This is a genomic window from Paenibacillus brasilensis (genome assembly GCF_009363115.1).
Taxonomy (GTDB): domain Bacteria; phylum Bacillota; class Bacilli; order Paenibacillales; family Paenibacillaceae; genus Paenibacillus; species Paenibacillus brasilensis.
In genome coordinates this window covers 65859-92814 of sequence record NZ_CP045298.1, presented here as the reverse complement: position 1 = coordinate 92814, position 26956 = coordinate 65859, and the positions used below count along the sequence as shown (strand labels likewise).

26 protein-coding genes and 1 pseudogene are annotated in these 26956 nt (G+C 47.0%); 16 read left to right on the top strand and 11 right to left on the bottom strand.

Annotated elements, in window-relative coordinates; genetic code table 11:
- The first annotated feature begins 6 nt into the window (after positions 1–6).
- The 8 genes from fmt (at position 7) to spoVM (ending at position 8643) form a co-directional block, all read left to right on the top strand.
- Complete coding sequence (fmt, locus tag GCU48_RS00680; protein WP_152378715.1) at positions 7–981, top strand: methionyl-tRNA formyltransferase; 975 nt, start codon at positions 7–9, stop codon at positions 979–981.
- A complete protein-coding gene (rsmB, locus tag GCU48_RS00675; RefSeq protein ID WP_152378714.1) occupies positions 978–2393 on the top strand; it encodes a 16S rRNA (cytosine(967)-C(5))-methyltransferase RsmB in 1416 nt (471 codons plus the stop codon). The genes fmt and rsmB overlap by 4 nt, the downstream gene beginning before the upstream one ends.
- 125 nt (positions 2394–2518) lie before the next feature.
- Entirely contained in the window at positions 2519–3619 is a 1101-nt protein-coding gene (gene rlmN, locus GCU48_RS00670) for a dual-specificity RNA methyltransferase RlmN (RefSeq protein WP_167518615.1), read from the top strand.
- A gap of 6 nt (positions 3620–3625) precedes the next feature.
- Positions 3626–4402, top strand: a complete 777-nt coding sequence (locus GCU48_RS00665; RefSeq protein ID WP_025720120.1) for a Stp1/IreP family PP2C-type Ser/Thr phosphatase — start codon at positions 3626–3628, stop codon at positions 4400–4402.
- A complete protein-coding gene (gene pknB, locus GCU48_RS00660) occupies positions 4399–6675 on the top strand; it encodes a Stk1 family PASTA domain-containing Ser/Thr kinase (protein WP_152378713.1) in 2277 nt (758 codons plus the stop codon). The genes GCU48_RS00665 and pknB overlap by 4 nt, the downstream gene beginning before the upstream one ends.
- 73 nt (positions 6676–6748) lie before the next feature.
- The gene (rsgA, locus tag GCU48_RS00655) at positions 6749–7666 is read left to right on the top strand and encodes a ribosome small subunit-dependent GTPase A (RefSeq protein ID WP_152378712.1); all 918 of its coding nucleotides are present in this window, start codon (positions 6749–6751) and stop codon (positions 7664–7666) included.
- A gap of 4 nt (positions 7667–7670) precedes the next feature.
- Positions 7671–8336: a ribulose-phosphate 3-epimerase gene (rpe, locus tag GCU48_RS00650; RefSeq protein WP_025720114.1), complete on the top strand. Its 666-nt coding sequence runs from the start codon at positions 7671–7673 to the stop codon at positions 8334–8336.
- 226 nt (positions 8337–8562) lie between these two features.
- A complete protein-coding gene (spoVM, locus tag GCU48_RS00645) occupies positions 8563–8643 on the top strand; it encodes a stage V sporulation protein SpoVM (RefSeq protein WP_010345573.1) in 81 nt (26 codons plus the stop codon).
- A 223-nt stretch (positions 8644–8866) separates the two neighbouring features.
- Here the strand turns inward: spoVM and rpmB are convergent, their stop codons facing one another.
- Positions 8867–9055 (bottom strand): 50S ribosomal protein L28, encoded by a 189-nt coding sequence (gene rpmB, locus GCU48_RS00640; RefSeq protein WP_007430992.1) that lies wholly within the window; start codon positions 9053–9055, stop codon positions 8867–8869.
- A 508-nt stretch (positions 9056–9563) separates the two neighbouring features.
- Between rpmB and GCU48_RS00635 the strand changes: the two genes are divergently transcribed.
- The 4 genes from GCU48_RS00635 (at position 9564) to GCU48_RS00620 (ending at position 14717) form a co-directional block, all read left to right on the top strand.
- Entirely contained in the window at positions 9564–11348 is a 1785-nt protein-coding gene (locus tag GCU48_RS00635; RefSeq protein ID WP_152378711.1) for a DAK2 domain-containing protein, read from the top strand.
- Between the two features lie 50 nt (positions 11349–11398).
- Positions 11399–12268, top strand: a complete 870-nt coding sequence (locus tag GCU48_RS00630) for a DegV family protein (protein ID WP_152378710.1) — start codon at positions 11399–11401, stop codon at positions 12266–12268.
- 1 nt (position 12269) lies between these two features.
- Positions 12270–14318, top strand: a complete 2049-nt coding sequence (gene recG, locus GCU48_RS00625) for an ATP-dependent DNA helicase RecG (RefSeq protein ID WP_152378709.1) — start codon at positions 12270–12272, stop codon at positions 14316–14318.
- 111 nt (positions 14319–14429) lie between these two features.
- Positions 14430–14717, top strand: a complete 288-nt coding sequence (locus tag GCU48_RS00620; RefSeq protein ID WP_025720107.1) for a stage VI sporulation protein F — start codon at positions 14430–14432, stop codon at positions 14715–14717.
- A 172-nt stretch (positions 14718–14889) separates the two neighbouring features.
- Here GCU48_RS00620 and GCU48_RS00615 read toward each other — a convergent pair whose 3' ends face one another.
- Positions 14890–16158: a DNA polymerase IV gene (locus GCU48_RS00615; protein ID WP_152378708.1), complete on the bottom strand. Its 1269-nt coding sequence runs from the start codon at positions 16156–16158 to the stop codon at positions 14890–14892.
- A gap of 212 nt (positions 16159–16370) precedes the next feature.
- Between GCU48_RS00615 and GCU48_RS00610 the strand changes: the two genes are divergently transcribed.
- Positions 16371–18911 carry a transglycosylase domain-containing protein gene (locus GCU48_RS00610; RefSeq protein WP_152378707.1) on the top strand — a complete coding sequence of 847 codons (2541 nt, stop codon included), beginning with the start codon at positions 16371–16373 and terminating at the stop codon, positions 18909–18911.
- Positions 18912–18924: 13 nt separating this feature from the next.
- Here GCU48_RS00610 and GCU48_RS27475 read toward each other — a convergent pair whose 3' ends face one another.
- The 8 genes and pseudogenes from GCU48_RS27475 to GCU48_RS00590 all read right to left on the bottom strand — a co-directional run bounded on the left by GCU48_RS27475 (position 18925) and on the right by GCU48_RS00590 (position 22367).
- Positions 18925–19221 (bottom strand): Ger(x)C family spore germination C-terminal domain-containing protein, encoded by a 297-nt coding sequence (locus GCU48_RS27475; protein WP_244315980.1) that lies wholly within the window; start codon positions 19219–19221, stop codon positions 18925–18927.
- A gap of 26 nt (positions 19222–19247) precedes the next feature.
- Positions 19248–19439: a hypothetical protein gene (locus GCU48_RS27470; RefSeq protein WP_244315978.1), complete on the bottom strand. Its 192-nt coding sequence runs from the start codon at positions 19437–19439 to the stop codon at positions 19248–19250.
- A 23-nt stretch (positions 19440–19462) separates the two neighbouring features.
- Positions 19463–19969 (bottom strand): Ger(x)C family spore germination protein, encoded by a 507-nt coding sequence (locus tag GCU48_RS27465; protein ID WP_244315977.1) that lies wholly within the window; start codon positions 19967–19969, stop codon positions 19463–19465.
- A complete protein-coding gene (locus GCU48_RS00600) occupies positions 19887–20627 on the bottom strand; it encodes a GerAB/ArcD/ProY family transporter (RefSeq protein WP_280116417.1) in 741 nt (246 codons plus the stop codon). The genes GCU48_RS27465 and GCU48_RS00600 overlap by 83 nt, the downstream gene beginning before the upstream one ends.
- A gap of 89 nt (positions 20628–20716) precedes the next feature.
- Entirely contained in the window at positions 20717–20887 is a 171-nt protein-coding gene (locus GCU48_RS28570) for a GerAB/ArcD/ProY family transporter (protein WP_280116427.1), read from the bottom strand.
- A gap of 41 nt (positions 20888–20928) precedes the next feature.
- Positions 20929–21051 carry a hypothetical protein gene (locus tag GCU48_RS28565; RefSeq protein WP_280116416.1) on the bottom strand — a complete coding sequence of 41 codons (123 nt, stop codon included), beginning with the start codon at positions 21049–21051 and terminating at the stop codon, positions 20929–20931.
- Positions 21044–21906 (bottom strand): annotated as a pseudogene (locus tag GCU48_RS00595) (spore germination protein); the annotation flags it as partial. The pseudogene GCU48_RS00595 and the gene GCU48_RS28565, both read right to left, overlap by 8 nt.
- Before the next feature lie 47 nt (positions 21907–21953).
- Positions 21954–22367 carry a YhjD family protein gene (locus tag GCU48_RS00590; protein ID WP_152378706.1) on the bottom strand — a complete coding sequence of 138 codons (414 nt, stop codon included), beginning with the start codon at positions 22365–22367 and terminating at the stop codon, positions 21954–21956.
- A 270-nt stretch (positions 22368–22637) separates the two neighbouring features.
- On the opposite strand from GCU48_RS00590, the gene GCU48_RS00585 reads away from it, so the two are divergent.
- From GCU48_RS00585 to GCU48_RS00575, 3 genes are all read left to right on the top strand, one after another.
- Entirely contained in the window at positions 22638–23528 is an 891-nt protein-coding gene (locus tag GCU48_RS00585; protein ID WP_025720377.1) for a DMT family transporter, read from the top strand.
- A 466-nt stretch (positions 23529–23994) separates the two neighbouring features.
- Positions 23995–24699 (top strand): YitT family protein, encoded by a 705-nt coding sequence (locus GCU48_RS00580; RefSeq protein ID WP_152378705.1) that lies wholly within the window; start codon positions 23995–23997, stop codon positions 24697–24699.
- 252 nt (positions 24700–24951) lie between these two features.
- Entirely contained in the window at positions 24952–25755 is an 804-nt protein-coding gene (locus GCU48_RS00575) for a lipid II flippase Amj family protein (RefSeq protein WP_152378704.1), read from the top strand.
- A gap of 100 nt (positions 25756–25855) precedes the next feature.
- Here GCU48_RS00575 and msrA read toward each other — a convergent pair whose 3' ends face one another.
- A complete protein-coding gene (msrA, locus tag GCU48_RS00570) occupies positions 25856–26827 on the bottom strand; it encodes a peptide-methionine (S)-S-oxide reductase MsrA (protein WP_152378703.1) in 972 nt (323 codons plus the stop codon).
- Between the last annotated feature and the right edge of the window lie 129 nt (positions 26828–26956).

Here is a 26956-nt window from a genome sequence, read left to right as displayed (position 1 = left end):
GGTTCGATGAGTCAAGATATTCGTATTATCTTTATGGGGACACCGGAGTTTGCTGTGCCTTCGCTGAACATGCTGCTGGACAACGGCTACAATGTGGTCGGTGTGATTACCCAGCCAGATAAGCCGCAGGGACGCAAAAAAATATTGATGCCTACACCAGTCAAGGAAGCGGCGGAGAAGCGCGGATTGCCCGTGCTTCAACCGACCCGCCTGCGTCAGCCGGAAGCGGTGGCTCAGGTGGCGGAGCTGCGTCCGGATCTGATCGTAACCGCAGCTTATGGGCAAATTTTGCCTAAGTCCGTATTGGACCTGCCCCGTTTCGGCTGCCTGAACGTGCATGGTTCGCTGCTTCCCCGTTATCGGGGAGGAGCGCCGATTCAGCGTGCAATCATTAACGGTGAAACCGTTACGGGCGTGACACTGATGTATATGGCGGAAGGACTGGATACCGGCGATATGATATCACGGATTGAGGTAGCTATTAAGCCGGAGGATACGTCCGGTACGATCTTCGAGAAGCTAAGCGTGGCCGGAGCGAAGCTTTTACAGGGCGAGCTGCCGAAGCTGCTGGCAGGACAATCGGAGCGCACACCGCAAAACGAGGAAGAGGCTACCTATGCCCCAAACCTGAACCGCGACGATGAGCGTATTCCGTGGGGTGACAGTGCACAGCAAATATACAACCGGATTCGCGGGCTTGTTCCCTTTTCCGGCGCATTTACGCTGTGGGAAGAAAATGTTTTTAAAGTGTGGGCTGCTGAGCAGCCTTCCACTGAAGGGGCTTCGATAGGTAATGAAGCGGATGGCTCCAATACACCAGCGCCCGGAACGGTTCTTCAATTGAATGCCCGAGGCATTGAAGTACAGACAGGCAGCGGTACGATCTGGCTGACACAGGTTCAGCCGGCTGGCAAGAAGGTTATGGAAGCCGGGAATTTTGCACGCGGCGGACAAATGAAGCCAGGCACGGTGCTCGTGTGAGCGGGCGACACTCCCGTCAGGGAGATCAAGGCAAGGAAGCTGCTGCCAGAGCTGGCAGGACTCGCAAACAAACGGCGCGGGAAGTTGCACTTGATGTGTTGACCGGGGTTGAGCAAGAGGGCGCATATAGCAACCTCGAATTAAATCGTCGGCTTCAGCAAGCAGACTTGTCTGCAAGTGATGCCGGCTTGGCGACAGAACTTGTGTACGGCACAGTCGCACGCCGTAATACACTGGATTATTATTTGAACAAATTTGTTCAAAAAGGAACGGCCAAGCTTCAGGCTTGGGTACGTTCACTACTGCGGATGAGTGTGTACCAGATTGTGTACCTGGATCGTATCCCGGATCATGCTGTCGTTAGTGAAGCTGTGACCATTGCCAAACGGCGCGGGCATCAGGGAATTTCGGGGATGGTCAATGGTGTGCTGCGCAGCATGCTGCGTGAGCCGGACAAGCTGCACATTCCTGAGGGATTGCCAGCTGAGGAGCGGATTTCGTTAGAACATTCCCATCCACAATGGCTGGTTAAGCGCTGGATTAAGCAATATGGTGTAGATACAGCGGAAGCTATCTGTCAGGCTAATAATGAGCCTCCTGCGGTCAGCGTACGGGTAAACACGACAATGATCAGCCGTGATCGGTTATTGGACGAGATGCTGGCAAAAGGGATGGATGCCGTTCCTTCGGCAGTTAGCCCTTACGGGATTGTCGTTCGCAGTGGTGGCAACATGGCGCTTACCTCCTGGTATACGGATGGTTTGTTGTCCGTTCAGGATGAAAGCTCCATGCTCGTTGCCGAAGCAGTCGAACCTGAGCCTGGCATGCTGGTACTGGATTGCTGTGCCGCTCCGGGCGGCAAAACAGCTCATATGGCTGAACTGATGAAGGACCAAGGCCGGATTATCGCGAACGATCTGCATGCCCATAAGCATCATTTAATTCAGGAACAGGCTGATCGGCTGGGGCTGGAGGCCGTGGAGACGGTTACCGGCGATGCGCTGGAGCTGAAAGAACGTTATGCTCCGGCTTCTTTTGACCGTATTTTGCTTGATGCGCCATGCTCCGGTTTTGGAGTCATTCGCCGTAAGCCGGATTTGCGCTGGAGTAAAACGGAGCAGGATGTGCGCGACATTACACAGCTTCAGCATGAGCTGTTGGACAGTGTAGCTGGACTCTTGAAGCCGGGCGGTATTCTGGTTTACAGCACATGTACGATTGAGCCTGACGAAAACGAAGGACAATTGACCCGGTTTTTAAGCGAGCACCCCGAATATGAATGGGCTGAAGGACATTCTTTCCCGGACGTGAGTCACGATGCGAAGGATGCTCAACGTGGTTCGTTGCAGCTGTTGCCACAGCATTTCCACAGTGACGGATTTTATATCGCGCGTTTGCGCCGGATAAAATAGTTCGGAAAAGTATTCCAGGCATTCGCCCACCAGTATTTCCACATTCCGCCGGATCTTTCCGGCGGTTTTTTGCATGATGATGAAAAATTTTTATTCCCTCAGGGATTTGTGCTAAAATAGGAAGAATGAAAACACTGTCTAAGAGCAAACAGAACTTAATGAAGAAGGAACGGGTGCAAACATTGATGAAACCTTTTATATATGATTTAACTCTGGAGGAGCTTCAGGAATGGGCCAAGAATAATGGCGAGCCCGCTTTTCGTGGAGGACAAATTTTTGACTGGCTGTATGTGAAGCGGGTCAATGATTTCAGTGAGATGACGAATTTGTCCAAGGGATTGAGAGATAAGCTTGCAGAGCAATTCAGCTTTGTGACACTTCATGAAATTACAAAGCTGGAATCGAAGGACGGTACGGTGAAATTCCTGTTCGGTTTGCACGATGATCATGCCATTGAGACGGTTATTATGAGACACAACTACGGAAACAGTATTTGTGTAACGACTCAGGTGGGCTGTCGGATTGGATGTACTTTTTGTGCTTCGACGCTAGGGGGCCTCAAACGGAACCTGACGGCCGGTGAAATTACAGCACAGGTTGTGCAAGCACAGAAAATTTTGGATAAAACAAATGAACGAGTGAGCAGCATCGTGATTATGGGCTCGGGCGAGCCTTTTGAAAACTATGAAGCGACCATGACGTTTTTGCGCACAATGATTCATGAAAAGGGTCTGAATATTGGTCAACGCCATATCACGGTATCGACCAGTGGTATTGTACCGAATATTTATAAATTTGCAGACGAGGATACCCAGATTAATCTGGCAATTTCCATCCATGCCCCTAATGATGCGCTTCGTTCAAAGCTGATGCCTGTTAATCGTCGCTATCCTTTTAACGATGTTATGGACGCGCTTCGTTACTATCTTGCCAAAACAGGACGGAGAATTTCGTTTGAATATGCCCTGATTGGTGGAGTAAACGACCAGGCAGAGCATGCAGAAGAGCTGGCGGATGTGCTGAAGGACATGTTGTGCCACGTCAATTTGATTCCGGTCAACCATGTGCCTGAGCGTAAGTATGTACGCACATCCCGCAGTGATATTTTCAATTTCCAGCGTATTCTTGCCGATAAAGGCATCAATGTGACGATCCGGCGTGAACAGGGTCACGATATCGCCGCTGCCTGTGGTCAGTTGCGTGCAAAGCATATGGAGTTGGGGTGAAACCATTTGATCAAAACAGTTCATGTCAGCCATGTCGGGCGTGTACGTTCGGTGAATGAGGATTCTGCCTGGATCAGGCATTTGGAGCAAGGGTATATTCTTGGTATTGTTGCTGATGGGATGGGGGGGCACTTGGCCGGTGATACGGCCAGCCGCCTCGCGGTTGAGACACTTGCCGCTGATTTGGCGACACTGGAGAGCGGATTATCTGCACATTCTTTGACCGCGGCGCTCAGCGACGCTATTTTGCATGCGAATGAAGTTATCTTCCAGACAGCTGCACGCGATGAGAAGTATCATAATATGGGAACGACAGTGGTGGCTGTTTTACTAAACGATGCTTCCGGAATTATCGGACATATCGGGGACAGCCGGGCCTATGTGATATCCAAAGGGACGGTACGTCAGCTTACAGAAGACCATACTCTGGTTAATGAGCTATTCAAAAACGGTCAGATCAGCAAGGAAGAGCGGGAGAACCATCCCCGTCGCAATGTGCTGACACGTGCGCTGGGCACTGATGCCGAGGTGAAAGTCGATATTGACTCTATTACGCTGGGCAAAGGTGATGTGCTGTTGCTGTGCAGTGACGGACTAAGCAATCTGGTGACGGATGAGCAAATCAGCAAGGTAGTAGGTGCCGCAGACAATCCTTTGGAGGAACGGGCGGATCGTCTGCTACATTTGGCGTTGCTTGCCGGAGGAGACGATAATATCACGGTAGCTTTGTTTGAATTGCCCGACGATACGGTTTCATTGAGTGAAAAGGGGTGTGACGCATGATCGGGCACCTGCTAGGGGGAAGATACGAAATTATAGAGCGCATCGGTGGCGGTGGTATGGCGCTGGTGTATAAGGCTCAAGACATTTTGCTGAATCGCAATGTAGCGGTTAAAGTGCTGCGTCAGCAATTTGTTCATGATGAGGAATTTATTCGCCGTTTCCGGCGTGAGGCACAGTCTGCGGCCTCGCTGTCCCATTCGAATGTGGTCAGTATTTATGATGTCGGCCAAGAGGATGAAATCCATTATATTGTCATGGAGTACGTCGAAGGTAAAAATTTAAATGAGATTATTAAAGAACGTGCGCCGTTGCAGGTAGATGAAGCCGTGCGGATCGCTTCCCAGATTTGTGATGCGCTGGAGCACGCGCACCAAAATCAGATTATTCACCGGGACATCAAGCCCCATAATATATTGATTGGACGTAATGGGCGGGTTAAGGTAACCGATTTCGGGATTGCCAGAGCTGTTACGTCAACGACCATAACTCAGACGGGTTCTGTTGTCGGTTCTGTTCACTATTTTTCACCTGAGCATGCAAAAGGTGTCGTCACTGGCGAGAAATCGGACTTATATTCTTTAGGTATTGTGTTATATCAAATGCTGACGGCACAGCTTCCTTTTCTGGGAGAAAGCCCAATCAGTGTAGCGCTCAAGCATTTGCAAGAGGAATTTGAGGAACCGCGCAAAATTAATCCGCTGATTCCGCAAAGCGTGGAAAATGTCATCCTAAAATCTATGCGCAAAAATCCGGAGGAACGCTATCAGTCGGCAGACGAAATGCTACGAGATTTGGAGACCTGCCTACTGCCGGGACGTCGCAATGAATCCAAGCTGGAGTTTGCACATTTGGATGATGAGGATCAAACACGGGTTATTCCGGCGATCAAGCCTCAACAAATGGGGATGTCTTCCAGTGGGGACGATGTGCCTGTTCAACCTCGTGAATCCGAACGGCTTCCAAGCAAGCAATCATCCAAAAAAGGAAAGAAGAAGGCAATCCTGTGGATATCGATCGTGCTCTTGCTGCTGCTTTGCATGGGTGGTGTGGTGTACTATGTGCAAAGTATGCTGGTCGTGCCTGATGTTGAAGTGCCAAATGTAGTGACCAAGACAGAGGATCAGGCCAAACTACTGATTAGTCAGGCAGGATTGTCCATTCAGACCCCGATTCAGCATGAGTATAAGGAAGGGGTTGCGCCAGGAGTTGTATTTTATCAGAGCTATCCAGAGAAAACGGTGGTCAAAAAAGGGACGATTATTGAACTGAAAGTCGGAATTGCCAAGCCGCTTACTCCAATGCCGGATGTTAAGGGTCAAAGCTATGAGAATGCAGTTAAGCTGCTGACCGCCCAGCAAATTAAAGAGACGCAGATTCAGCAAAATGAGCAGTTCAGTGATCAGGCCGCAGGAACCGTCCTCAGTCAGACGCCAGCTGCAAATGAGCCTTTTGATAAGGATTCGGTTCAAGTAGTCCTTACAGTCAGCAAAGGTGCGAATACGGTGAAAATGCCAAATTTGGTGGGGATGACGCAGAACGAAGCTGAAAATGAGGTTAAAAAGAAAGGGCTGAAGGTTGGCTCGATCAAAGAGGAATATAGCTATGAGCAGGAAAAAGGTAAAGTAACCAAACAATGGCCGTCAGAGGCAGGCAGTGATTTGCCTCCAAATACGGAAATTACGATTTATGTAAGCACTGGTTACCCGCCAGAAGCGATTATGCTGCCATTCAATGTGCCTGTTGCACCGAAGGAAGAGGGCAAAAATAGCAAAATTCGTATCACTTATACGGATGCGCGTGGAGAAAATCAGGAGTGGGGAAGCCGTACGATTAATACGACACAGGTATTCACTATTAATTTGCTAATGGCTCCAAACAAGGACAGTGTTGTCTCCGTATTTAGAGACGGTGCCTTTGTCGATACGTATCCTGTTTCTTATATTGATGCGAAAAATGGAACGGTCACGATGCCTCAAATTGCTCCCCCTGCCGGAACGACACCAACGGATACTTCTGGTGGCAATTCTTCGCAGGATGGCAGTGGAAGTGGTGGGGAAGGGAATAACGGAGAATCTTCTAATGATAACGGAGGCGATCCCAACAATCCGGATGGTACAGGGGAAAATGGAGAGCCTTCTGCCTTTGCTCCTGGAACAGGATCTACCGGAGTAACCGGCAGTAAGTTGGCGGTTAGCCTTAATAACAGCTCGGATAAGAAAAAAGGTTCCCATAAAAAGAAAGAGAAAGTAATTGAGGCTGTGCAGCATCAGTAAACTTGCCGGAGGAAGGCGCTTGCCCTGTTACAAGCAATGAAACTTAAGCATTATGAAGGAGGACGTCTTACACATGCCTGAAGGTCTGATCGTCAAGGCACTCAGCGGATATTATTATGTCTCCAGCCTGGATCAGGATGGGCGGCCGGTATCCGGCGAAGCTACAGTACAATGCAGAGCACGCGGCATTTTTAAGAAAAAAGAGATTACGCCTCTTGTCGGCGATCAGGTTGTTTACGAACTGACTGAGAACGGGGAAGGTATGGTCACAGAAGTTAGAAAGCGTGTGACGGAGCTTATTCGCCCTCCGGTGGCTAATACCACGCTTGCCGTGCTGTTGTTTTCCCTGCGTGAGCCGGACTTGAATCTGCCGCTGTTGGATAAATTTTTGGTGCATATTGAGCACGCCGGACTGGATACAATTATCTGCCTGACCAAGCGCGATTTGTATGAAGGCAGTCCTTCGGAGGATGATACGGTTCTGGCTGTTCAGGAAATATATCGAAAGATCGGTTATGAGGTGCTGGTCACCAGCGCCCGTACCGGGGAAGGTACGGCTGAGCTTAAGAAGCTGCTGGCTGGTCAAATTAGCGTGTTCTCCGGGCAGTCAGGTGTAGGGAAGTCTTCCATGCTTAATGCGTTGCAGCCGGGGCTAACGCTGGAGACGAGTGCTATTAGCAATAAGCTTGGGCGAGGAAAACATACAACTCGCCATGTGGAGCTGATCCCTCTGGACAATGGCGGCTTTGTAGCTGATACACCGGGTTTTAGCCAACTGGATTTTTTGGAGTTGGGTGTGGATGAGTTATCTCCCTGTTTTCGTGAATTCCAGCAGTATGCAGAGGGTTGTAAATTTCGTGGCTGCACCCATATTCACGAGCCCGGCTGTAAAGTAAGAACGGCTGTGGAAGATGGAGATATATCGCAAGGGCGGTATGATAGTTACTTACAATTTTACCAGGAACTAAAAGATAAAAAGCGGAGGTATTGAGCATATGTTAAAAATAGCACCGTCGATTTTATCCGCTGATTTCGCCCGTTTGGGCAGTGAAGTTGCGGAAGCCGAGGCAATGGGAGCAGATTGGATTCATGTGGATGTAATGGATGGGCATTTTGTATCCAACATTACACTGGGCCCGCCTATCGTGCAGGCTATTCGTCCGCATACGACTCTTCCTCTGGATGTTCACCTGATGATTGAGCATCCTGAACGTTATATTGCTGATTTTGTAAAGGCAGGGGCCAATATTGTCACTGTTCACGCTGAGGCCTGTGTTCATTTGCATGGAGTCATTCATATGATAAAACAGCAAGGTGCGCTGGCAGGAGTAGCTCTCAATCCAGGTACTTCACCATATGCGATCAAGGAAGTACTGCCCAACGTGGATATGGTTCTAGTCATGACCGTCAATCCTGGTTTTGGAGGTCAATCCTTCATTCCGGAGACGGTGGATAAAATCAGACAGATCCGCGCTTGGTTGAAGGAAATGGGACGTCCAGATGTACATATCGAAGTAGACGGAGGTATTGCGGAGGAGACGGCACCAGTTGTATTTGAAGCCGGGGCTGATGTTCTGGTGGCAGGCAGTGCGGTGTTCGGCAGAGCAGACCGTGGAGCAGCTATTGCGTCTATTCGAGACAGTGCGGCTCGTTTGTCCTAATGAAGCTAACTGAGGCGTTATGGATGACCGTAGCGAGCATGGTGACGGCATATCTGTATGTTCGCGGACTTGTCTGATGGTATAGCCTGGGGTGGTTGTGCATAAATATGGTTACATGAGCGGGATTCTCATGTAGCCATTTTTTGTGTCTTGTGGGGCAACAACCTTTGATAGGTTGCATAAACTACAGAGAACGGATGCAGGAGGATGATGGGGAGGGTGAAGCATGAAGTTTTATACGATCAAGCTGCCAAAATTTCTGGGTGGATTCGTCAAAGCCATTTTGAATACATTCCAGAAAAACTGAATTTCACGTAAGGTAAACACAGGTTGCAGAATGAAAACCAGAGGTACACAGGGCATGCTTCCCGGGCACAACGGCTCGGCAGCTCGGAAATAACGGCAGAAACGCGCGGGAAGGTGCCTGACATTTTGTCCTCCTGGAACAGTTGGATACTACATTTCGAATAATCAAAAAAGCACCCGTTTAAAACGAGGTGCCTTTTGTTTATAACATTATTTTTTTACGACTACACACGAGTCACTTTACCGGCTTTCAATGCACGAGTGCTGACATAAACACGTTTCGGTTTACCGTTAACGAGAATGCGAACTTTTTGTACGTTGACGCCCCAAGTACGGCGATTACGGTTGTTAGCGTGAGATACGTGGTTACCGCTGCTAGGCTTTTTGCCTGTTACAGAACATTTACGAGACATGATTCCACCTCCTATTCTGAAAATAACCAAGTTCCGTATGGAACAGGTCGCTCTTCAGGCCGACTGGGTCAGCCGGACTTTGTAAGTCACTAACCTGAACAAAACAATACTTTTATATAATATCATAGTCAAAAAAGCTCCGTCAACTGCTTCAAAAACTTTATTTATTTCTCTTTCGCATTATAGTACAATATGGGATAGTTATTGCTCCGATTATTCTTGTATATATTGCAATGTAAATTGTTACTCCAGTCATGCCGGACAGATCAGAGGCGGAAACCATAACCATAGTTATCATTCCTGCCGATGGTTTATTGTTGGGCGGTTGACTGGTTTTTCATATATATGACCTGTGGAAGGACGACCCGGACCATGCGTACGATAAGCTCACGAAAGTATGACATTCGTATTCGTCGTCTGGCTTTAGTATAATTCAATTGAACCTTTTAACAAGGGTGTGTAAGGTTGATTGTAAAACAAGTGTATTAAGCTAGGAAGGGGAATTCTCTTGAGTAATCGTTCTTTGAATGGAACAGATTTTACCGCAATGGTTTTAGCCGGGGCGGAACAATTACAGCAGCATGCGGAACACGTCAATTCACTAAATGTATTTCCAGTACCGGACGGTGACACAGGTACCAATATGAATTTGACGATGAGCGCGGGCGTAACGGAATTAAAGAGGGGGAATTCTTCCTCTATTGGTGTCATGTCCGGCATATTATCCAAAGGTTTGCTGATGGGAGCCCGCGGCAATTCAGGGGTTATCCTGTCCCAGTTGTTTCGTGGCTTCAGCCGTTACGCTGCCCCATACGAGGAATTGAATACCCTTCAGTTCGCATCGGCATTGCAGAGCGGGGTGGATGCGGCCTACAAGGCGGTGGTTAAGCCGGTGGAGGGTACAATTCTTACCGTGGCGAAAGAAGCAGCCAAACATGCTGTGTTTTTCTCGCGCCGGACGAACGACATCACGGAACTAATGGAAGAAGTGCTTGCTAAAGCGAAGGATACACTTGCCATGACACAGGACATGCTCCCGGTACTGAAGCAAGTGGGAGTAGTGGACTCGGGTGGACAAGGACTTGTGTATATTTATGAAGGATTTATGCAGTATCTCGAAAGCGGTCTGGTGACAGCTACAGCTGCAAAAGGCGATAAGGCTCGCCCTGCTTTTGCTCCTCAAGTAGCAGAGAGACCTACGGCTACGGTTGTTGCGCCTTCCCCGGATGCGCCGATTTCTGCGCAAGCGAAGCTTGAAACTAATAATATCGAATTTTTGTATGATATGGAATTTTTCATCAATCGGAAATTGGGCGAAGCGCAAGGTACGGCCTTTGATGAGGAAGCCTTCCGGAAAGCATTATCAGTAGATGGTGATTCTATTATCGTTATTTCAGACGATGATGTGATTAAGGTTCATGTGCATTCCAAGGCTCCGGGCGAAGTGCTGAACCTGGCCCTGCGTTACGGAGAAATCACGCAGATTCGTATTCTGAATATGCGCGAGCAGCATCGTGATTTGTTGTCTGCGGGTATGGATGGTGCTCCTGAGCCTGAGTGGTTTGCTGAAATACCAGCAGAGCCTGTACGTGAGGAGGAGCCATCAGTGCCTCCGGCTCATGAACTGGCCCCCTTTGGTTTTATCGCTGTGGCTTCTGGTGAAGGAATTGCTGATATTTTCAAAAGCCTGGGCGTCGATGTGGTACTTTCCGGCGGTCAAACCATGAATCCGAGTACAGAGGATTTTGTCAACGCGGCACGCTCGATTGCGGCTCAACATATTTTTATTCTGCCGAATAATTCCAATATTATCCTGGCGGCAGAGCAAGCACGTGAACTACTGGAAATGGAACGCTTGGTGTCGGTTATTCCAAGTAAAACGATCCCTCAGGGGATTGCGGCGGCATTTGCTTTTCAGGAGGAAGAAGCCTTTGAGGCCAATCAAGACAATATGCAAGAAGCGGTCAGCCGTGTGAAATCCGGACAGGTGACCCATGCGGTGCGGGATACGACGCTTGACGATTTGCACATTATGGCGGGCCATTATATCGGCATTCAGGATTCCAAAATTGTGGCGACCGAGGAGCACTTAATCGCAACGTCCCGTCTGTTGCTGACGAAAATGCTGGTGAGTGGCGATGAAATTGTTACGATTCTTACAGGTTCGGACGCGAAGCAAGAAGATACAGATCAGCTCGTAGCATGGCTTGAAGAGCATTATTCGGATGCTGAAGTAGAAGTTCATGAAGGTGGTCAGCCGATCTATCCTTATTTGTTCTCGGTGGAAAGCTGATGGGCTGTAGAGCGCCTATCGAAGCCACCACCCAAAAGGAGGTCTGACTGATGAGCAGTACGATCATTGTGACGGATAGCACAGCTGATATTCCACAGGAGTTGGCAGACCGTCTCGGTATAGTCGTTGTACCGCTGACGGTCATGTTCGGCAGCACGGCATACCTGGATGGTATTGAAATGTCAGCGGCGCAGTTTTACAGCGAACTGGTGAAGGCTGATGAACTGCCTACAACATCACAGCCTTCACCAGCCCGTTTTTTAGAGGCTTATACGACGCTGCTGGAACAACATCCTGAAAGCCGGATTGTTTCTATCCATTTGTCCTCCGGCGTGAGCGGAACGTATCAGTCCGCTCTGCTGGGCAAATCCATGCTGGAGAAGCATGAAGATAGAGTGACCGTAGTGGATTCCAAATCAGCTTCATACGGATACGGTATGCTTGTGGTCTATGCCGCAGAGCTGGCGGCTGCCGGGCAGTCCCCGGCTGATATTGTTCAGGCTTTGGAACGTCGTAGTGAGCGTCGTTGTTTGTATTTCCTGGTGGATACGCTGGAATACTTGCAAAAAGGCGGACGTATTGGCAAGGCAGCGGCTATGGTCGGTACGCTGCTTAACATTAAGCCGATTCTTTCGCTTGACAAGGAAGGCATTATTTATTCGGTCGATAAGGCGAGAGGACATAAAAAAGCGACAGCACGAATCATTGAACTGCTGGAGCGGGATTTAAAAGGCCAAAAAATTAATATTGCTGTGGGCCATACGGCAGATCGCTCGACAGCAGAAGCATTCGAGGCGCAGCTGGCAGAACACTTTGAGCTGGGAGAGCGAATATATACTGAAATTGGCGCTGTGATTGGAACCCATGTAGGGCCAGGAACGATTGCTATTTTTGCATGGCCGGCCGGAGATGAGAGGTAATATGTTGCAACTGGATCGAATACCATTGAAACAAATACATGGCGTGAGTGCTCTCAAAGAAGGAGAGCTTCACGCTTTTGGCATTTCTAACGTGCAGGATATGCTGGAATATTATCCGTTTAGGTATGAAGATTATCGCCTGCGCTCACTCAGCGAAGTGAAGGACGGAGATAAGATTACGGTACAGGCCAAAATTATGGGCATTCCGGTGCTTCAACGATACGGCCGCAAATCAAGGTTGACTTGTAAATTGATGGCCGAGGATTGGATGTTTACTGCAACGTGGTTTAATCGGCATTTTTTGAAGGATCAGCTAACATCAGGCCGTGAAATTGTAGTAACTGGCAAATGGGACCTGAAGCGAATGCAAATGACCGTTTCGGATTCCGAATTTCCCGATAAAGGAGTGGCCCGTTCGGGGACACTTCAGCCTGTGTACTCTATAGGCGGCAAGATTACGCAAAGCTGGATGCGGAAAACCATGAATCAGACGCTCCAGCAGTTCGGTGAAATGATTCCTGAAATTTTGCCGGAGTTGCTTGTGCGTAAATACAGCATGATGCCTCGTAAAAAGGCTATTACAGGAATACACCAGCCTGAGGACAACCGCGAGGGGCAAGAGGCTCGCCGCCGGATGGTGTATGAGGAGCTTTTTTTATTTCAGCTGAAAATGCAGGCATACCGGGCGTTGAATCGTGGTCGAGCAGATGGGGTTGTGCATACGGTGGATAATGCTACAGTTCGTGAATTTGTGAGGTCTTTGCCTTTTGAATTAACGGATGCACAGAAGAAGGTCGAGCTGGAAATACTGCACGATTTGCGCTCGCCCTATTGTATGAACCGTCTGCTTCAAGGAGATGTCGGGTCGGGGAAAACGGTTGTTGCTGCCATAGGTTTATTTGCTACTGTGCGTTCCGGCTTTCAGGGGGCACTGATGGTGCCAACCGAAATTTTGGCCGAGCAGCATATGCGGTCGCTTCACAAGCTGTTTGAGCCCTTTGGAATTAGTGTTGGGCTACTGACAGGAAGTACAACTGGGAAGAAACGTAAGGAGCTGCTTGCTTCCCTACAGATGGGATTACTGGACATTGTGGTAGGCACCCATGCCCTTATTCAGGAGGATGTGTATTTCCGCCAGCTAGGGCTTGTCGTAACGGATGAGCAGCATAGATTTGGTGTGAACCAGCGCAGTATATTGCGTCGCAAGGGATATAATCCCGATGTGCTGACCATGACGGCAACCCCGATCCCGCGTACGCTGGCGATTACTGCTTTTGGTGATATGGACGTTTCTACGATATCAGAGCGTCCAAAGGGACGTATTCCAATTTCTACGTATTGGGTAAAGCATGATCTGATGGATCGGGTACTCGGCTTTATTTCCCGCGAGGTAGATCAGGGACGGCAGGCTTATTTGATTTGTCCGTTAATTGAGGAGTCGGATAAGCTGGATGTGCAGAACGCCATTGATTTACATATTCAAATGCAGCAGGCTTTTCCGAATTACCGCGTCGGGTTGCTGCATGGACGAATGACTCCTGCGGAAAAAGAAGAGGTTATGCGTTCTTTTTATGCGAATGAGATTCAGCTGCTCATTTCAACAACGGTTGTGGAGGTAGGGGTAGACGTGCCGAATGCGACGCTCATGATCATTATGGATGCGGATCGCTTCGGACTGTCCCAGCTGCATCAGCTGCGTGGGCGCGTTGGACGAGGCTCCCATGCCTCGTATTGTATATTGGTTGCTGATCCCAAGTCGGAGGTTGGTCAGGAGCGGATGAAGGTGATGACCGATACGGACGATGGTTTTGAGGTCGCCAGACGCGATCTGGATTTGAGAGGGCCGGGTGACTTTTTTGGCACCAAGCAGAGTGGACTACCCGAATTTCGCTTAGCAGATATGGTAGCGGATTTTGAGGTGCTGGAAAAGGCGCGTGAGGATGCAACGGATCTGATCAAGGATTCGTCCTTTTGGACATCTCCACAGTATGAAGCACTGCGTGGTTATTTGCAAAAAGAGCAGATTTTCCAAGGCGATCTCATCGACTGATTCAGCAAGAATCATGAGGTTGTTTTAATCCCTTTAATTTAGATAGGCACAATGGACAGGCCAGCCGTCATATATTTGGGAATGATCGAAGATATGGGAGGTGTGGCAACATTGAGCTATCAGCAATATGGAATCAGCCCGCAATTGGTGGAGAGAATTAAGCTTAAAATGAAAAACCGTGTGCTCAAGGACCGGGTTAAGCAGCAGATCGAAGGTGTGACCAAAGCGGATCTGCAAAACAAGGCCAAGGTACGCCATCTTGTGAAGTCCACTTCTGCAATTTTGAACGAACGGCTGACGGCTGCGCAGGAGGAGCAATTGACAGCCTTTGTGCTGGCACAAAAGATTGATCCGTCTAACACATTTCATTTGATTAAGCTGTGGGGAATGTTCCGTTGATTGCATATTGGTAGGGCTACTCTAAGCATTCCACATGCTCTGTATGAAGCACAAATGCAAAAAGGATTGCCTGATGTCAGGCGATCCTTTTTTACCGGGTTTCTCTATTTGTGGTGCGTCCTTTGTCCTTGTTTCATTCCCCGGGCAATAGCCTGTATTATCGTGAAATTGTTTATTTGTAATGACCGCCAATTTTAATAGACCGCTCGATGGCCTGCCCGGCATTTGTTAACGACGATGCGCGCATAATGATGGCCTGCCCGTATCGATCCTTTAAAGTATCGGTTACCTTTTCCAAAGCCCGCAAACGCTCCTGGTCTTCAAAAAAGTCCAACTGATACAGTTGATCATCCACCAAGCCACTTAAAGTGACGCCTGCGCGCTTCACGGGCATACGGTTCCAAAGGGTATAGAAGATTTTTTTTACGGTTTCGTACACCTTTTGCGTATGGTTTGTAGGATCGGGTAGCTTCATCTGCCGTGAGAATCCGGTTGGTGCGTCGTACGGACTGCACATACAGTGAACGGTCACAACTGAGCCCATATATCCTTTACGACGCGAGTCTCGGCATACCTCCTCTGTCAGCTCAAGCAGGATGGTTTCCACCTCGGCAGCCTGAATATAATCCCGGGGGAGGGTCATCATGTGACCGATGGATTTTGGAGGGGTATCAAATGTTTCCGGCTTAACGGGGCTGTGATCGATTCCATTAGCGGTTCGCCAAAGCACTTCTGCCTGAATATTGGACTGCTTGCCGAAATGAGACAGGAACTTGCTTTGAAGCCGGGGTAAGGGAGTTTGTGCGATGTCTCCAATAGTGTGCAGCCCAAGCTTCGCCAAATGCCGTTCCATACGCGAGCCGATACCGAACATATGACGCACCGGCTGTGGCCACAGCAGTGTTGCAATATCGGATGCAGGCAGCAAGAAAATGCCGCTGTCATTCTTTTTAGCCCATATATCTGTTGCGGTTTTGGCTAGCATTTTATTGGAGCTGATGCCGATGCGAATCCATACCCCTGTTTGTGCCAATACTTTTTGCTGAATTTCATTAGCAATACTCATCGGATCTCCGAACAGGGAGAGACTTCCGCTCATATCCAGAAACTGTTCATCAATACTGAAAACCTCAACTAAATCCGTATATTCATTATAGATTTCTGTTATTTTTAATGAAACGTCGATATAATGCTGCATACGCGGGCGTACAATAATAAGGTCAGGACATTTTCTCACCGCTTCTCCCAGACGTTCTGCAGTAGATATACCGTATTTTTTGGCCAGCGGACACGCAGCTAAAATAATACCTGAGGGACGTGAGGGATCACCTGCAACAACGAGCGGTTTGTTTTGATATTTAGGATCATCCGCCTTTTCAATACTCGTATAAAAACTTTGACAGTCCGCTAAAAATATAGTTCTTTTGCTACGCTCTTTCAATAATTACAACCTCCCTCCAGATGTGGACCCTTTATTTATCCAAAATATTCTTGAATGTAAACTCATATAGTAGTATTATATACGGAACAGGTGTTCCTAATACAAATGTATTTTTTGGAACGTTATAGTTTACGTGAAACCTAACATGGCATATCATATTATTTTGAACGAAAATAAGCGGAAATGAATATTGAGGGGAGAAAACCATTTTTATGAACCCAAAACGTCGACCATCATCTCAAAAACGCAGTAGGTGGCGTATTTTCGGCAAAGTTTTGCTGATTAATATCAAGTGGTTCTCGCTTGCTGGCTTGTTGGGAGTGCTGTTTGCCGGAGGACTTATATCGGGCTATGTGGCAGCGCTGGTTCATGATGAACCTGTACGATCACGTCAGTTGATATATGAGAAGGTGAATGAGAACGCTCTGACCAGTTTTGTATATTTTAATGATCAGGTCACTCCGGTGGGACGAATGCGCATGGAGGAGGATCGGCAGCTCGTTGATCTGAAGGATGTTCCTCAGTCTATTATAGATGCCCTCATTTCAACGGAAGACAGTCAGTTTTATGAGCATCACGGCGTTGATTTAAAGGGAACGGCTCGGGCTGTTAAACAGAAGCTTCTACACGAGAACCGCCAAACAGGCGGTAGCACACTCACACAGCAGGTAGCACGGCGTGTTTTCCTCAGCCTTGATAAGACGGACAGTCGTAAAGTGAAGGAAATGCTGCTTGCACTGCGTATGGAGCGTTTCATGAGTAAGGATAAAATATTAACGGCCTACTTAAACAAAATGCCTTTTGGCAACGGCTCAGCAGGCTATAATTTGTATGGAATCAAGTCCGCTTCATTAGGAATTTTTAATGTAAGTGATCTACATAAGCTTCATATTGCTCAAGCAGCTTATTTGGCCGGCCTGCCGCAATTGCCGTCTGTTTATTCTGCTTTTGATGGAAAAGGGAAGTTCGATGAAAAAGGCTTCGACAAAGCAATGGAGCGCCAACGTGTTGTGCTGGCAAGAATGCTGGCAACAGGTAAACTCACGCTGTCCGAATATAATGAAGCGCTCCAATTTGATGTGAAAGCGACTCTTGCACCACATCGTGAAAAAAGCTATAATACATTCCCTTATTTGATGCTGGAAACAGAGCGGGAGGCGGCTCAGTTGTTAGCACTCCAGCAAAATCCGAATCTCACGGCAGCCGAGATTTCCAAGCCTGAGCATGCTGAACTTCTTCAAAATACGCGAGAAGAGCTGCAACGGTCCGGGTATCGAATTTATACAACGATAAATAAGAAAATTTATAGCAATATGCGGCAGATTGCAGCCAATCCACAGAACTTTTCTCCATACAGTAAGAAGAAGGGACTAGAGCAGATTGCAGCAATCATGATTGATCATAGGACAGGTGCTATACTCGGGATGATCGAGGGTAGGGATTTTAATATAGAGCAAATGAACTATGCAACTCAAATGACACGTCAGCCCGGTTCTGCCATGAAGCCTATTGCTGCCTATTTGCCTGCTTTGGAAAAGGGCTATACTCAGCCTGCTGGTCTTATTGATGATTCGCAAATTATATTGAAAGACGGACGTAAAGGCTATCATATTCCTAAAAATTATAATAGAAGATACGAAGGGCTTATGACAGCCCGTGAAGCGCTCAATCGGTCCATCAACATTCCTGCCCTGAGACTGTTCTTATATGAAGTTAAAATTCATAACGCTTGGAACTTTGTTCGTTCTCTTGGTATTACGACAATACAGCCGCAGGATGAATATGCTCAGACAGGTGTACTGGGTGGACTTAGTAAAGGCGTATCCGTTGAGGAACTGACTGCAGCCTATGGAACGATTCCCAATATGGGTGTATACAATGCACCTCATCTGATCAGCAAAATTACGGATGCCAATGGCAAGATCGTATATGAATATAAACCGCAGTCGAAGCGGGTATATTCGCAGCAAACCGCATTTTTGATGACGGATATGCTCAGAACCGTTATATCAGACCCGAGAGGAACTGGAAAACGTCTGCAAAAAGCTTTTAAAAGCTACGGCACCATAGATATTGCCGGTAAAACCGGTACCACACAAAACTTTGGTGATGTGTGGTTCATGGGCTACACCCCTGACGTTACTCTTGGCGTCTGGGCTGGTTACCGCCAACAGGTGAATACACTCTCACAAGAGGGTCATTCCAGGGCACAGTCGGTGTGGGCACTAATCATGAATGAGGCGATCAAGGACCAACCCAAGCTTTTCAAGAATAAGCATTTTATACAGCCGGAAGGTGTTGTGAGAGTTACGGTCTCCAGCGTTACAGGTAAACTTCCGGGGCGTTATTCCCGTCAATCTGGTCAGCTTGTGACCGACTGGTTTAATCAAAAATATGTGCCGACCGAGATCGGGAGAGAACAGCTTCAGCGTTCTTCTAAACCATCGGTGTCGACCAAACCAGATATAAAGGAAACAGAGATCCCAGAGAAAGAAGCACCTGCAACAGACGAAGGGAAAACTCCATCAGAGGAGATAACTCCTTCTGTTCCTGACACAGACACAGAGATAGGTATACCTGATGAGAATAATGATTTGCCATCCGTAGATATTTCGCAGCCTGCTGTTGAAAATGAGCAGGAGACTCATTCTGAAACAGAGATCCAGGATGAAGCTCCAAAAACTGAAACTCCAAAAACAAAGCCTGACGAGGTTGTTTATCCTGAAACGACGTCTGATCAATCCCATAACTAATCATGTGGATGAATTAGTTTAAAATGCCGTTTCCGACAATGTCGACAGTGACTTGCGTATGAAAACGGACATCAGGGTACTCTTTATTCCAATTTACACTTTTCCATATGGCTGGATAGCGGGCAATCAACTGTCTGCCTATGCCAAAGGCATCACATCCGCTTTCTTGAAGTGTACGAATAATTTCTTCCGCATCCTGGGTCATGATCTCGGAAAGCTGATCATTCAGACGCTGTACATTAGCTTTATCTTGGAGATTGTCTCGTGCATATTCAACAACATTGACAGGCAGTTTCAAGTTAAGATTCACATCAATTTGACCATCTCGCTGAATCTTCACTGCAAGGTGCCGTTTGATGTTCTGAGTAATTTTCCACTTTCCGTCATCAGGACGAATAAAGGTCCTTGCTCGGCTCTTAGGTTTCCAGTGAACTTTTGTCCGTGAAATAAGGCAATTCCACGCGCTATAATATCTTCTCCTTCTTTGGAAAGATAGGGAAGTGCGAAATCCTGACCCGGATCAAGCATCGGGGGGAGCAGTGCCTCCAACGTCATTTCAGGGAAAACACACATGTTCTCAAGGCTTCTGATTTTTTAGTTATAAATTCACCAATCAAAAGGCTACCTATGCTTTTTTGGTTCATGATATCTCCAGCTAGCCCATCTACAACAGCTATCTTGACATGGGAAGTTGGATGGTCAGGCTCCCAGAATAGCACATCAAGATAGGGGTATAAATCCTTTCGAGCCACGCTTTCACCATATAAAACAATTCCATATTTGAAAAATCGGATATCCCCGGTTACTTTGGCCCTCATTTTGTCTGTGCTCTGCCGAACGGAATTTCCGGTGCCTGAATGAATTTCATTGCTGCTTTTACCTTGATTGCTTTGAGAGTCATCTACAATTTCTAGCGTTTGCTGCAGTATGCCTTCAGGAGTGAGATCATAGGCCGATGCATTTGCCAATCTGGCATCATGCAAGCTGTCCTGATCCCAGAAGCCCGTTGTAATAATGAGTAGAGCCAGCATTCCAAGCGCTCTGCTCTTTTTTTTCATGTTTTGGGTTCCTCCTTTTTTTGAAAATATAAGATAGGATCAACAGTAGAAAAGGGAACACAATCAGGAAAAAATAAGCGGAATTATTCGCTATGAAACCAATGAGCTCGAAATCTTCTCTTCGCTGAGGCCAATAGGCAATAATACATGAGGCGAGCACAACAAAGGGAACCTCTTTTTTGTGACTTTTTTGCTTGAGCAGGTAGCTTATTCCGTAAGACGCCGCATAATAATAGCCGCTTATAGCGCTAAAGATCGAAATGAGCCAAATCGGGAGGAAAATAAAATCGACCCGATCCATCGTTCCCAGCGGAATTGACCTGAGTAAATAAATGACCGGCTCCGGCATTAAATCAAGCTGCTGCGGGCTAAATGCGGTTGCACAGGTGAACACGGTAAAACAATATAACAAGACGACGACTGCATTGGCTGCCAAAATTAACTTGAGCTTGCCTATACTTTTACCCTCTGCCATAGGGAAGACGACGAGAATAAACTCAAAACCAAACATCGCCATCAGTGTTTCTTTTGAACCGACAATAATACGGGGCCATCCCGCCTCAGTTAGTGGCAACAGATAAAGTGGGTTGGACTGCTTTATGCCACAGCTGATCAATAGCATCATTGGCAAGATCAGAAATGAGATTAAAACAAGCACCCGTGTAATTGTCCTCAAATTTTCCCGAACCAGGTAGATGCTGCTGAAAATAGTGCCAGTATAGCCCAACGGGGAGTTAACTGTAGCATTCAGCGGTTAATAACGTCATAAGCGTTCACAAGCACAGAGGTGCCCATAAGCAGATAGTAGGCAATGTAAGCCGCCGCTAGTATTTTTCCAATCCAAGAGCCAGTAAGCTGAGTTAATATTTGATATATAGAGGAGGAGGGAAAACGCCTTAGCAGGAGCCAGCATATCAAGATGATGAGTTGGATCAGAAAACCGCCAATAAGGACAGATATCAAGCCCCTCCTTTGGATGAAAGGTGCATTTGATAGGGAAGCGATAAAATGTCTACGCCAATCTCAAACTTGATGATCAAAAAAAACAGTTGATCCCGTGTAATCGTACTTTCTTTATTCACGTCGTTTCCAGCTCCTAGAGTCGTTCTGTTGCTTCAATTTTTGGGCTTGGGAGCCATATGACCGCTGATGGAGTGTCCATATGGGAAAGCGGATAATGACATCCTTCATATCGCCAAGCCGGAAAGGTGCCAAAGGAGCGAAGTAGGGTGTACCAAACGTCTCCAGCTTGCAAAGGTGAATAGTAAGAATAAGCAGGCCAAAAGCAATGCCGATATATCCGAACAAGGCCGCACCAATCATCATCGGAAAACGGAGAATACGGACAGCTGAGCTCATTTCATGAGAGGGTACCAAAAAAGAAGAAATGGCTGTTAACGAGACGACGATAATCATCGTATATGACACGAGACCTGCGCGAACGATAGCATCCCTGATGACCAAGCCACCAACGATACCAATAGTTTGACCGACTCGACTGGGTAGACGAATCCCCGCTTCTCGCAGCACCGCAAAGATCAATTCAAGCAACATGGCCTCGATAATAGCCGGAAAAGGAACGTTTTCCAATGATTTTTTGATGGTGTGCGCCAGTTCTAACGGCAAAATAGCTGAATGAAAAGTTATCGTTGCTATGTAAACGGCAGGCAACGTAAAAGCGATCAGAAAACTCACCATTCGAATCATTCTTAGAAATGAACTAATAATCCAACGGCCATGCTTTGGTAAAATGCAAAAAAGGAAACAGGAACAATTAAAGCGGTAGGGCTACCTTCAGCCAAAATCGCTATCCGACCTTCCATTAAATTAGCAGTTACCCGATCCGGCCGTTCCGTGCTGAGCTGCTGAGGAAACAGGGAAAAAGGATTGTCCTCCGTAAACTCTTGAATAAAACCGGGTGGGAGCACCATATCCGATGACTTATCCACGTCTCGTATCTATTGCACGAGGAACTGAGACGAGATTACAAGAGGACATCATCTTGTGTCAGATCAACTCCCAGATAATGTCCCAGTTCCCGTCTGACCTCACTGCGGGCAAAGGACGAGAGCATGAAAAACCGCTTTTGATAACCGCGGCACATATACAGAACCTCTACACCTTCATAATTTCGGATTTCACTATATATTTTGATCCCCTGTCTTTTCATTTGGGCCTTTGTTTCTGCTAATTGAACAGCAACGCGCTGCTGTACTTCAGTCAGGCTACGAACGTACAGATCGGGCATTTTTAAAGGAGAGGTACTCAGAATACGAATGTCTCGCTCCAATACATCCAACACCAAGGTCAAAAGTACACAAATCTTGATCAACGCCGCATCTTTTTCGGAAGGCTGAGGGGCTTTACTCTTGTTGTTCAGCAGCTTTTTGTTTGTCATAAAAATCTCCTTTACTCGGAGTAAGAATACAATAATAAGTATAGAGAACAAATGTTCTCTTTATACCTCCTCATCATAGGAATTTTCCCGTTGCCTAAGCAATCATCAATTATTGGAAAAGCAGCAGGAAAGCAGATCGACGATGACAGTGAAACAGGGTTTATGTTAAGCTAATGGTTAAAAATACCTTACACAGAAAGAGAGAGCGCTACTGATTGTGGTGAGTCACTCTTATTTAACATAAGAAGGTAGAGAAAGAAGGTATACATATTGTCACGTTCGTTGTATGCGGCGTTATTACTACTGAGTCTTATTTGGGGTGGTTCGTTTCTGTTTATTAAGGTGTTGCTGCTGCATCAAGTAGGACCATGGACCATTGTATTTCTCCGTTCCAGCTTTGGACTTATTTTTATTGTCTTGTTGATGCTGTTTATGCGCTTGCCATTTAAAATTAAACGCATTCCGTGGAAATCCGTTATTCTGGTAGCCTTGGTCAATATGGTTTTACCATGGACTTTGATCGGCTTTAGTGAGACCAGAATAGCAAGCAGCATGGCTTCGGTATTGAATGCTACAACGCCTATTTGGACGATGCTGGTGGGGCTTGTCTTTTTCGGAGCTATATTTCGTCGGCTGCAGTGGTTAGGAATGTGTCTCGCCTTTGTGGGGATTATTATTTTGCTGGGTATTAATCCTGCATCCATTATTTCTGTTGATCCTGTAGGTTTTGGCTGTATGCTGCTTGCGACTCTCTGCTATGGATTTGGAACGCAGCTTTCCAAGCGCTTTCTCTCCAATCTGTCTATGTACCAGGCTACCTTTGCGACACTGTTTGGTGCGGCAGTTGGGGGTGGCATCATGATGACAATTGTAGAGAGACCTGATCTGTCGATTGTTTTTGTTCCCAGTGTGTTTGGTTCCCTCGTAGGACTAGGAGTTCTGGGATCAGGAGTAGCATATATTTTGTTCAACTATATGATTTTGCGAGGAAGTGCGGAATTTGCTTCTTCGGTCACTTATTTTGTACCAGTGAGCGCTATTGTATGGGGATTTTTGCTGCTGAATGAGCATATCGGGTGGAATGTTCTGACCGGGCTAGTCCTTATCCTGGGAGGTGTATTTATGGCCAACCAGCGTAGAACAGTCAAATTAGCTGGATAATACCGCTGTAAACGGCTAAAAACACCCGGAAGTATATATTATATATGCATTCGCCAAACTTTCGGTAATAATGCGGTAATTCGCACATACAATAAATCATGCTCGCACATACAATGAAAAATATGGTGCAGCCATAAAAAGCAAGCTGTTTAGCAGGTGGTAAGGTGTGGTATAATGATTAATAGAATTACATGTACCACAGAAATGTCGGAGTTTATTCCACAAAAGAAAGGATCAGGATACCATGTGTCCCCGAAGGATACTTCCCCAAAGGACGATTTGGAAACGATTTGATCTGTCTTATACTTAGCTTTTCCGCGGAGTAGCGTCAAGTTGCGAAAGCCAACTCTGCGGAAGAGGGGATTGTACATGCGAAGGACCAAGTCCTCAAGGCACATTTTACCCGGTTGCTTCCGTAAGAGTGGGCTCATCCACATTAAACTTACGAGAAACCGAGGGAGCCTGTATGAGGAAAACTTACGAATCTATCGTGAACAATGGAGCACTAAGGCAGATTGTTGTCATGCTGCTCGGAACATGCATTTTAGCTTTTACGTACTATCACATTAATGCTCAAAATCATTTGTCAGAAGGCGGGTTTGCAGGCTTGGCCCTGCTGGGACATTACGCCTTTGGCATATCCCCGGCGTGGAGTATGCTATTGCTGGATATCCCCGTCATTATGCTGGCATGGGTGTTGAAGGGCAGAAGATTCATGCTGCTGGCACTGATTGGAGCGGTCGGCTTTTCCCTGTTTTATGCAGGATTCGAGAAATATTCGACGCTGGTTATAGATCTGCACGGCAACTTGCTAATAGCAGCTTTGCTTTGTGGAGTCCTTACTGGCTTGGGAGCCGGAATCGTACTGCGCTTCGGTGGAGCAACTGGGGGCGATGACATTTTGTCCCTGCTGATCAGTGAGTGGCGCGGATGGAAAATTGGCAATGTGTTTATCGTCAGTGACATCATCGTATTGGGATTATCACTATTGTATCTACCTGTGAAGGAAACAATGTTTACAATACTGGCTGTGTGGCTCGCTGGAAAAATAATTACATGGACGACAACGTTCCAACTGCACCGACCTGTAAAAAGGGTACTGCCTGCGGCTGATCCAGCCAAAAAGGTAGTTGCAAAAACAGTGCCGGTCGTCCACAGCCTTCGTCAATAAGGAAAGGGTGTTACGTCAGGAGAGGAATCTTCTTACGTACCACCCTTTCGCTGTATCTAAGCACTGTCAGGAAGGCTTCTGAGCAGATGGATACGTCTGTTCCGGGCGTGAATAATTGCTGAAATAGTCCCTTAGAATCGTAAGAAGCGGCTGGCTTCAATAAACAAAATCAAAGAAATGAAGACATTGTAAAATGTATTTTGAGAAAAAGCGTATAATGGTGTGTAGAATACCAGAAAAGGAGTGGAGCTGTTGCTTGCCTGGGGTTTTGTTTTTCTACTTACCATCATCATACATACTACGGATAGCTTGTCTTATGCCTTACGGCTTGGAGGCTTGCGAGCACGCCGAATCGGACTGGCGTTAACCGTAGCGGGGATGCTGCTCTTGATTTCACGTACCTCCAATATGGCGCAGGGACCTTTGCTGGGAGGAATGGTCGATCAGGCTAAAGCCGCGGCACGAATGGGCGGAGCAGATATCAGACTGGAGCTGCATATGCACGGGGTGTTATTGGCAGCAACGGTTGGAACAGTGCTCGCTATATTGGTGTATCCAACGGTTGTACGTATGTCAGCCAGATGGATTGTACATTTGGAGCATACTGGATCTATTCCGGCTTTGTTGCGTCATTTCATGCTGCGAAATCGCTGGAAGCATGCGGGCTACTATATAAAACGTCCTACCTGGTCTATGCTTACCTCACTGTTGAGCGGAGTAATACCCAAGCGTCTTATTGTTCTGAATATGACGGTTACCGCAATTTATACGACCGGGGTGGTATCAGCCTTATACGCATCATTCCTCTGGCCGGCTCAAGGTACGGCAATGTCCATGTCGTCAGGTCTAATCAACGGCGTGGCAACAGTACTATTGACCCTGTTAATTGATCCTCGATTGGCCGTTTTGTCTGAAAAAACGTTGCGTGGCGAACTGTCTTTAAATCGGATGAACAGTATGTACGGCTGGATGATCATCTCGCGTTTGGCAGGTACCTTGCTTGCACAATTGTTACTGGTACCATTAGCCATTTGGCTTGGATGGGTTATGGGCTAAGGTGTCATGATGTCTGTATATCAAAAAAAGCTGACCCGAGGTCATCTGTTAAAGATGCCTTGGGCCAGCCTAAGATGCTAAAGTAGCTTATGTGGATCACTTACTTTTCAAACAATGACTTATAGGCTCCATACCCTTCACTCTCCAAGTCCTCTAGAGAAACAAAGCGGAGTGCGGCAGAATTGATGCAATAGCGGAGACCCTCAGGACCAGGCCCATCATCGAATACATGTCCTAAATGGGAATCTGCTTCACGACTACGAACCTCCGTACGGATCATAAAATGGCTAAGATCGCTTTTTTCTTTAATGCTGTAGCTGCGCAAGGGGCGGGTAAAGCTGGGCCAACCGCAGCCTGCATCATATTTGTCCAGCGAACTGAATAAGGGTTCTCCTGATACGATATCCACGTAAATACCTTCACCCTCATGATCCCAAAACTCATTTTGAAAAGGACGTTCGGTCGCATTTTTTTGTGTTACTTCGTATTGAATAGGGGTCAGCCGATCTTTAAGAGCAGATTTATCAATCTTGTTGGACCAATTCTGCTCGATAAAATCTTCGCGGCCTGAGCCCTTGCGGTAGCGCTTGTAATGAGCGGGATTTTTCTTATGGTAGTCCTGATGATATTCTTCTGCTTCATAAAAAGCTGCCGCAGGCAGGATGGGTGTAGCAATAGGCTTGTTAAAGCGGCCACTTTGAGCCAGGGCTTCTTTGGAGGCTTCTGCTTTGATTCGTTGCTCTTCATTATGATAGAAAATAGCCGTTTGGTAGGACGAGCCTCTATCGTGGAATTGTCCTCCTTCATCTGTCGGGTCAATTTGCTGCCAGAAGAGCTCCAACAGTTTTTCATACGCGAAAACGTGTGGATCAAATGTAATCTGTACTACTTCAACATGTCCCGTGGTTTCAGAGCATACCTCTTCATAGGTAGGATTTTCTGTATGTCCTCCTGTATAGCCAGATCTAACCTTTAAAATGCCGGGCAGCTCCTCGAAAGGGGAAACCATACACCAGAAGCAGCCGCCTGCAAAAGTTGCCTTTTCCATTGTATTTGGATTGTTGGTGCTCATATTTGTCACTCCAATCTGAGTATGTTTAAATAGTTGTTATTTAAATAGCTTACAATTAAATTATATATGACATTTTCGCAAAATCCAACGAACTATCAAAGAACGGATCGGTTTGGCAACGATCCTTGT

Coding starts and splice junctions, on each gene's coding strand:
- fmt (WP_152378715.1), top strand. CDS start 7: ATGAGTCAAGATATTCGTATTATCTTTATGGGGACACCGGAGTTTGCT.
- rlmN (WP_167518615.1), top strand. CDS start 2,519: ATGAAAACACTGTCTAAGAGCAAACAGAACTTAATGAAGAAGGAACGG.
- pknB (WP_152378713.1), top strand. CDS start 4,399: ATGATCGGGCACCTGCTAGGGGGAAGATACGAAATTATAGAGCGCATC.
- rsgA (WP_152378712.1), top strand. CDS start 6,749: ATGCCTGAAGGTCTGATCGTCAAGGCACTCAGCGGATATTATTATGTC.
- rpe (WP_025720114.1), top strand. CDS start 7,671: ATGTTAAAAATAGCACCGTCGATTTTATCCGCTGATTTCGCCCGTTTG.
- spoVM (WP_010345573.1), top strand. CDS start 8,563: ATGAAGTTTTATACGATCAAGCTGCCAAAATTTCTGGGTGGATTCGTC.
- rpmB (WP_007430992.1), bottom strand. CDS start 9,055: ATGTCTCGTAAATGTTCTGTAACAGGCAAAAAGCCTAGCAGCGGTAAC.
- GCU48_RS00630 (WP_152378710.1), top strand. CDS start 11,399: ATGAGCAGTACGATCATTGTGACGGATAGCACAGCTGATATTCCACAG.
- recG (WP_152378709.1), top strand. CDS start 12,270: ATGTTGCAACTGGATCGAATACCATTGAAACAAATACATGGCGTGAGT.
- GCU48_RS00610 (WP_152378707.1), top strand. CDS start 16,371: ATGAACCCAAAACGTCGACCATCATCTCAAAAACGCAGTAGGTGGCGT.
- GCU48_RS27470 (WP_244315978.1), bottom strand. CDS start 19,439: ATGCTTGATCCGGGTCAGGATTTCGCACTTCCCTATCTTTCCAAAGAA.
- GCU48_RS27465 (WP_244315977.1), bottom strand. CDS start 19,969: ATGAAAAAAAAGAGCAGAGCGCTTGGAATGCTGGCTCTACTCATTATT.
- GCU48_RS00590 (WP_152378706.1), bottom strand. CDS start 22,367: ATGACAAACAAAAAGCTGCTGAACAACAAGAGTAAAGCCCCTCAGCCT.
- GCU48_RS00580 (WP_152378705.1), top strand. CDS start 23,995: ATGAGGAAAACTTACGAATCTATCGTGAACAATGGAGCACTAAGGCAG.
- msrA (WP_152378703.1), bottom strand. CDS start 26,827: ATGAGCACCAACAATCCAAATACAATGGAAAAGGCAACTTTTGCAGGC.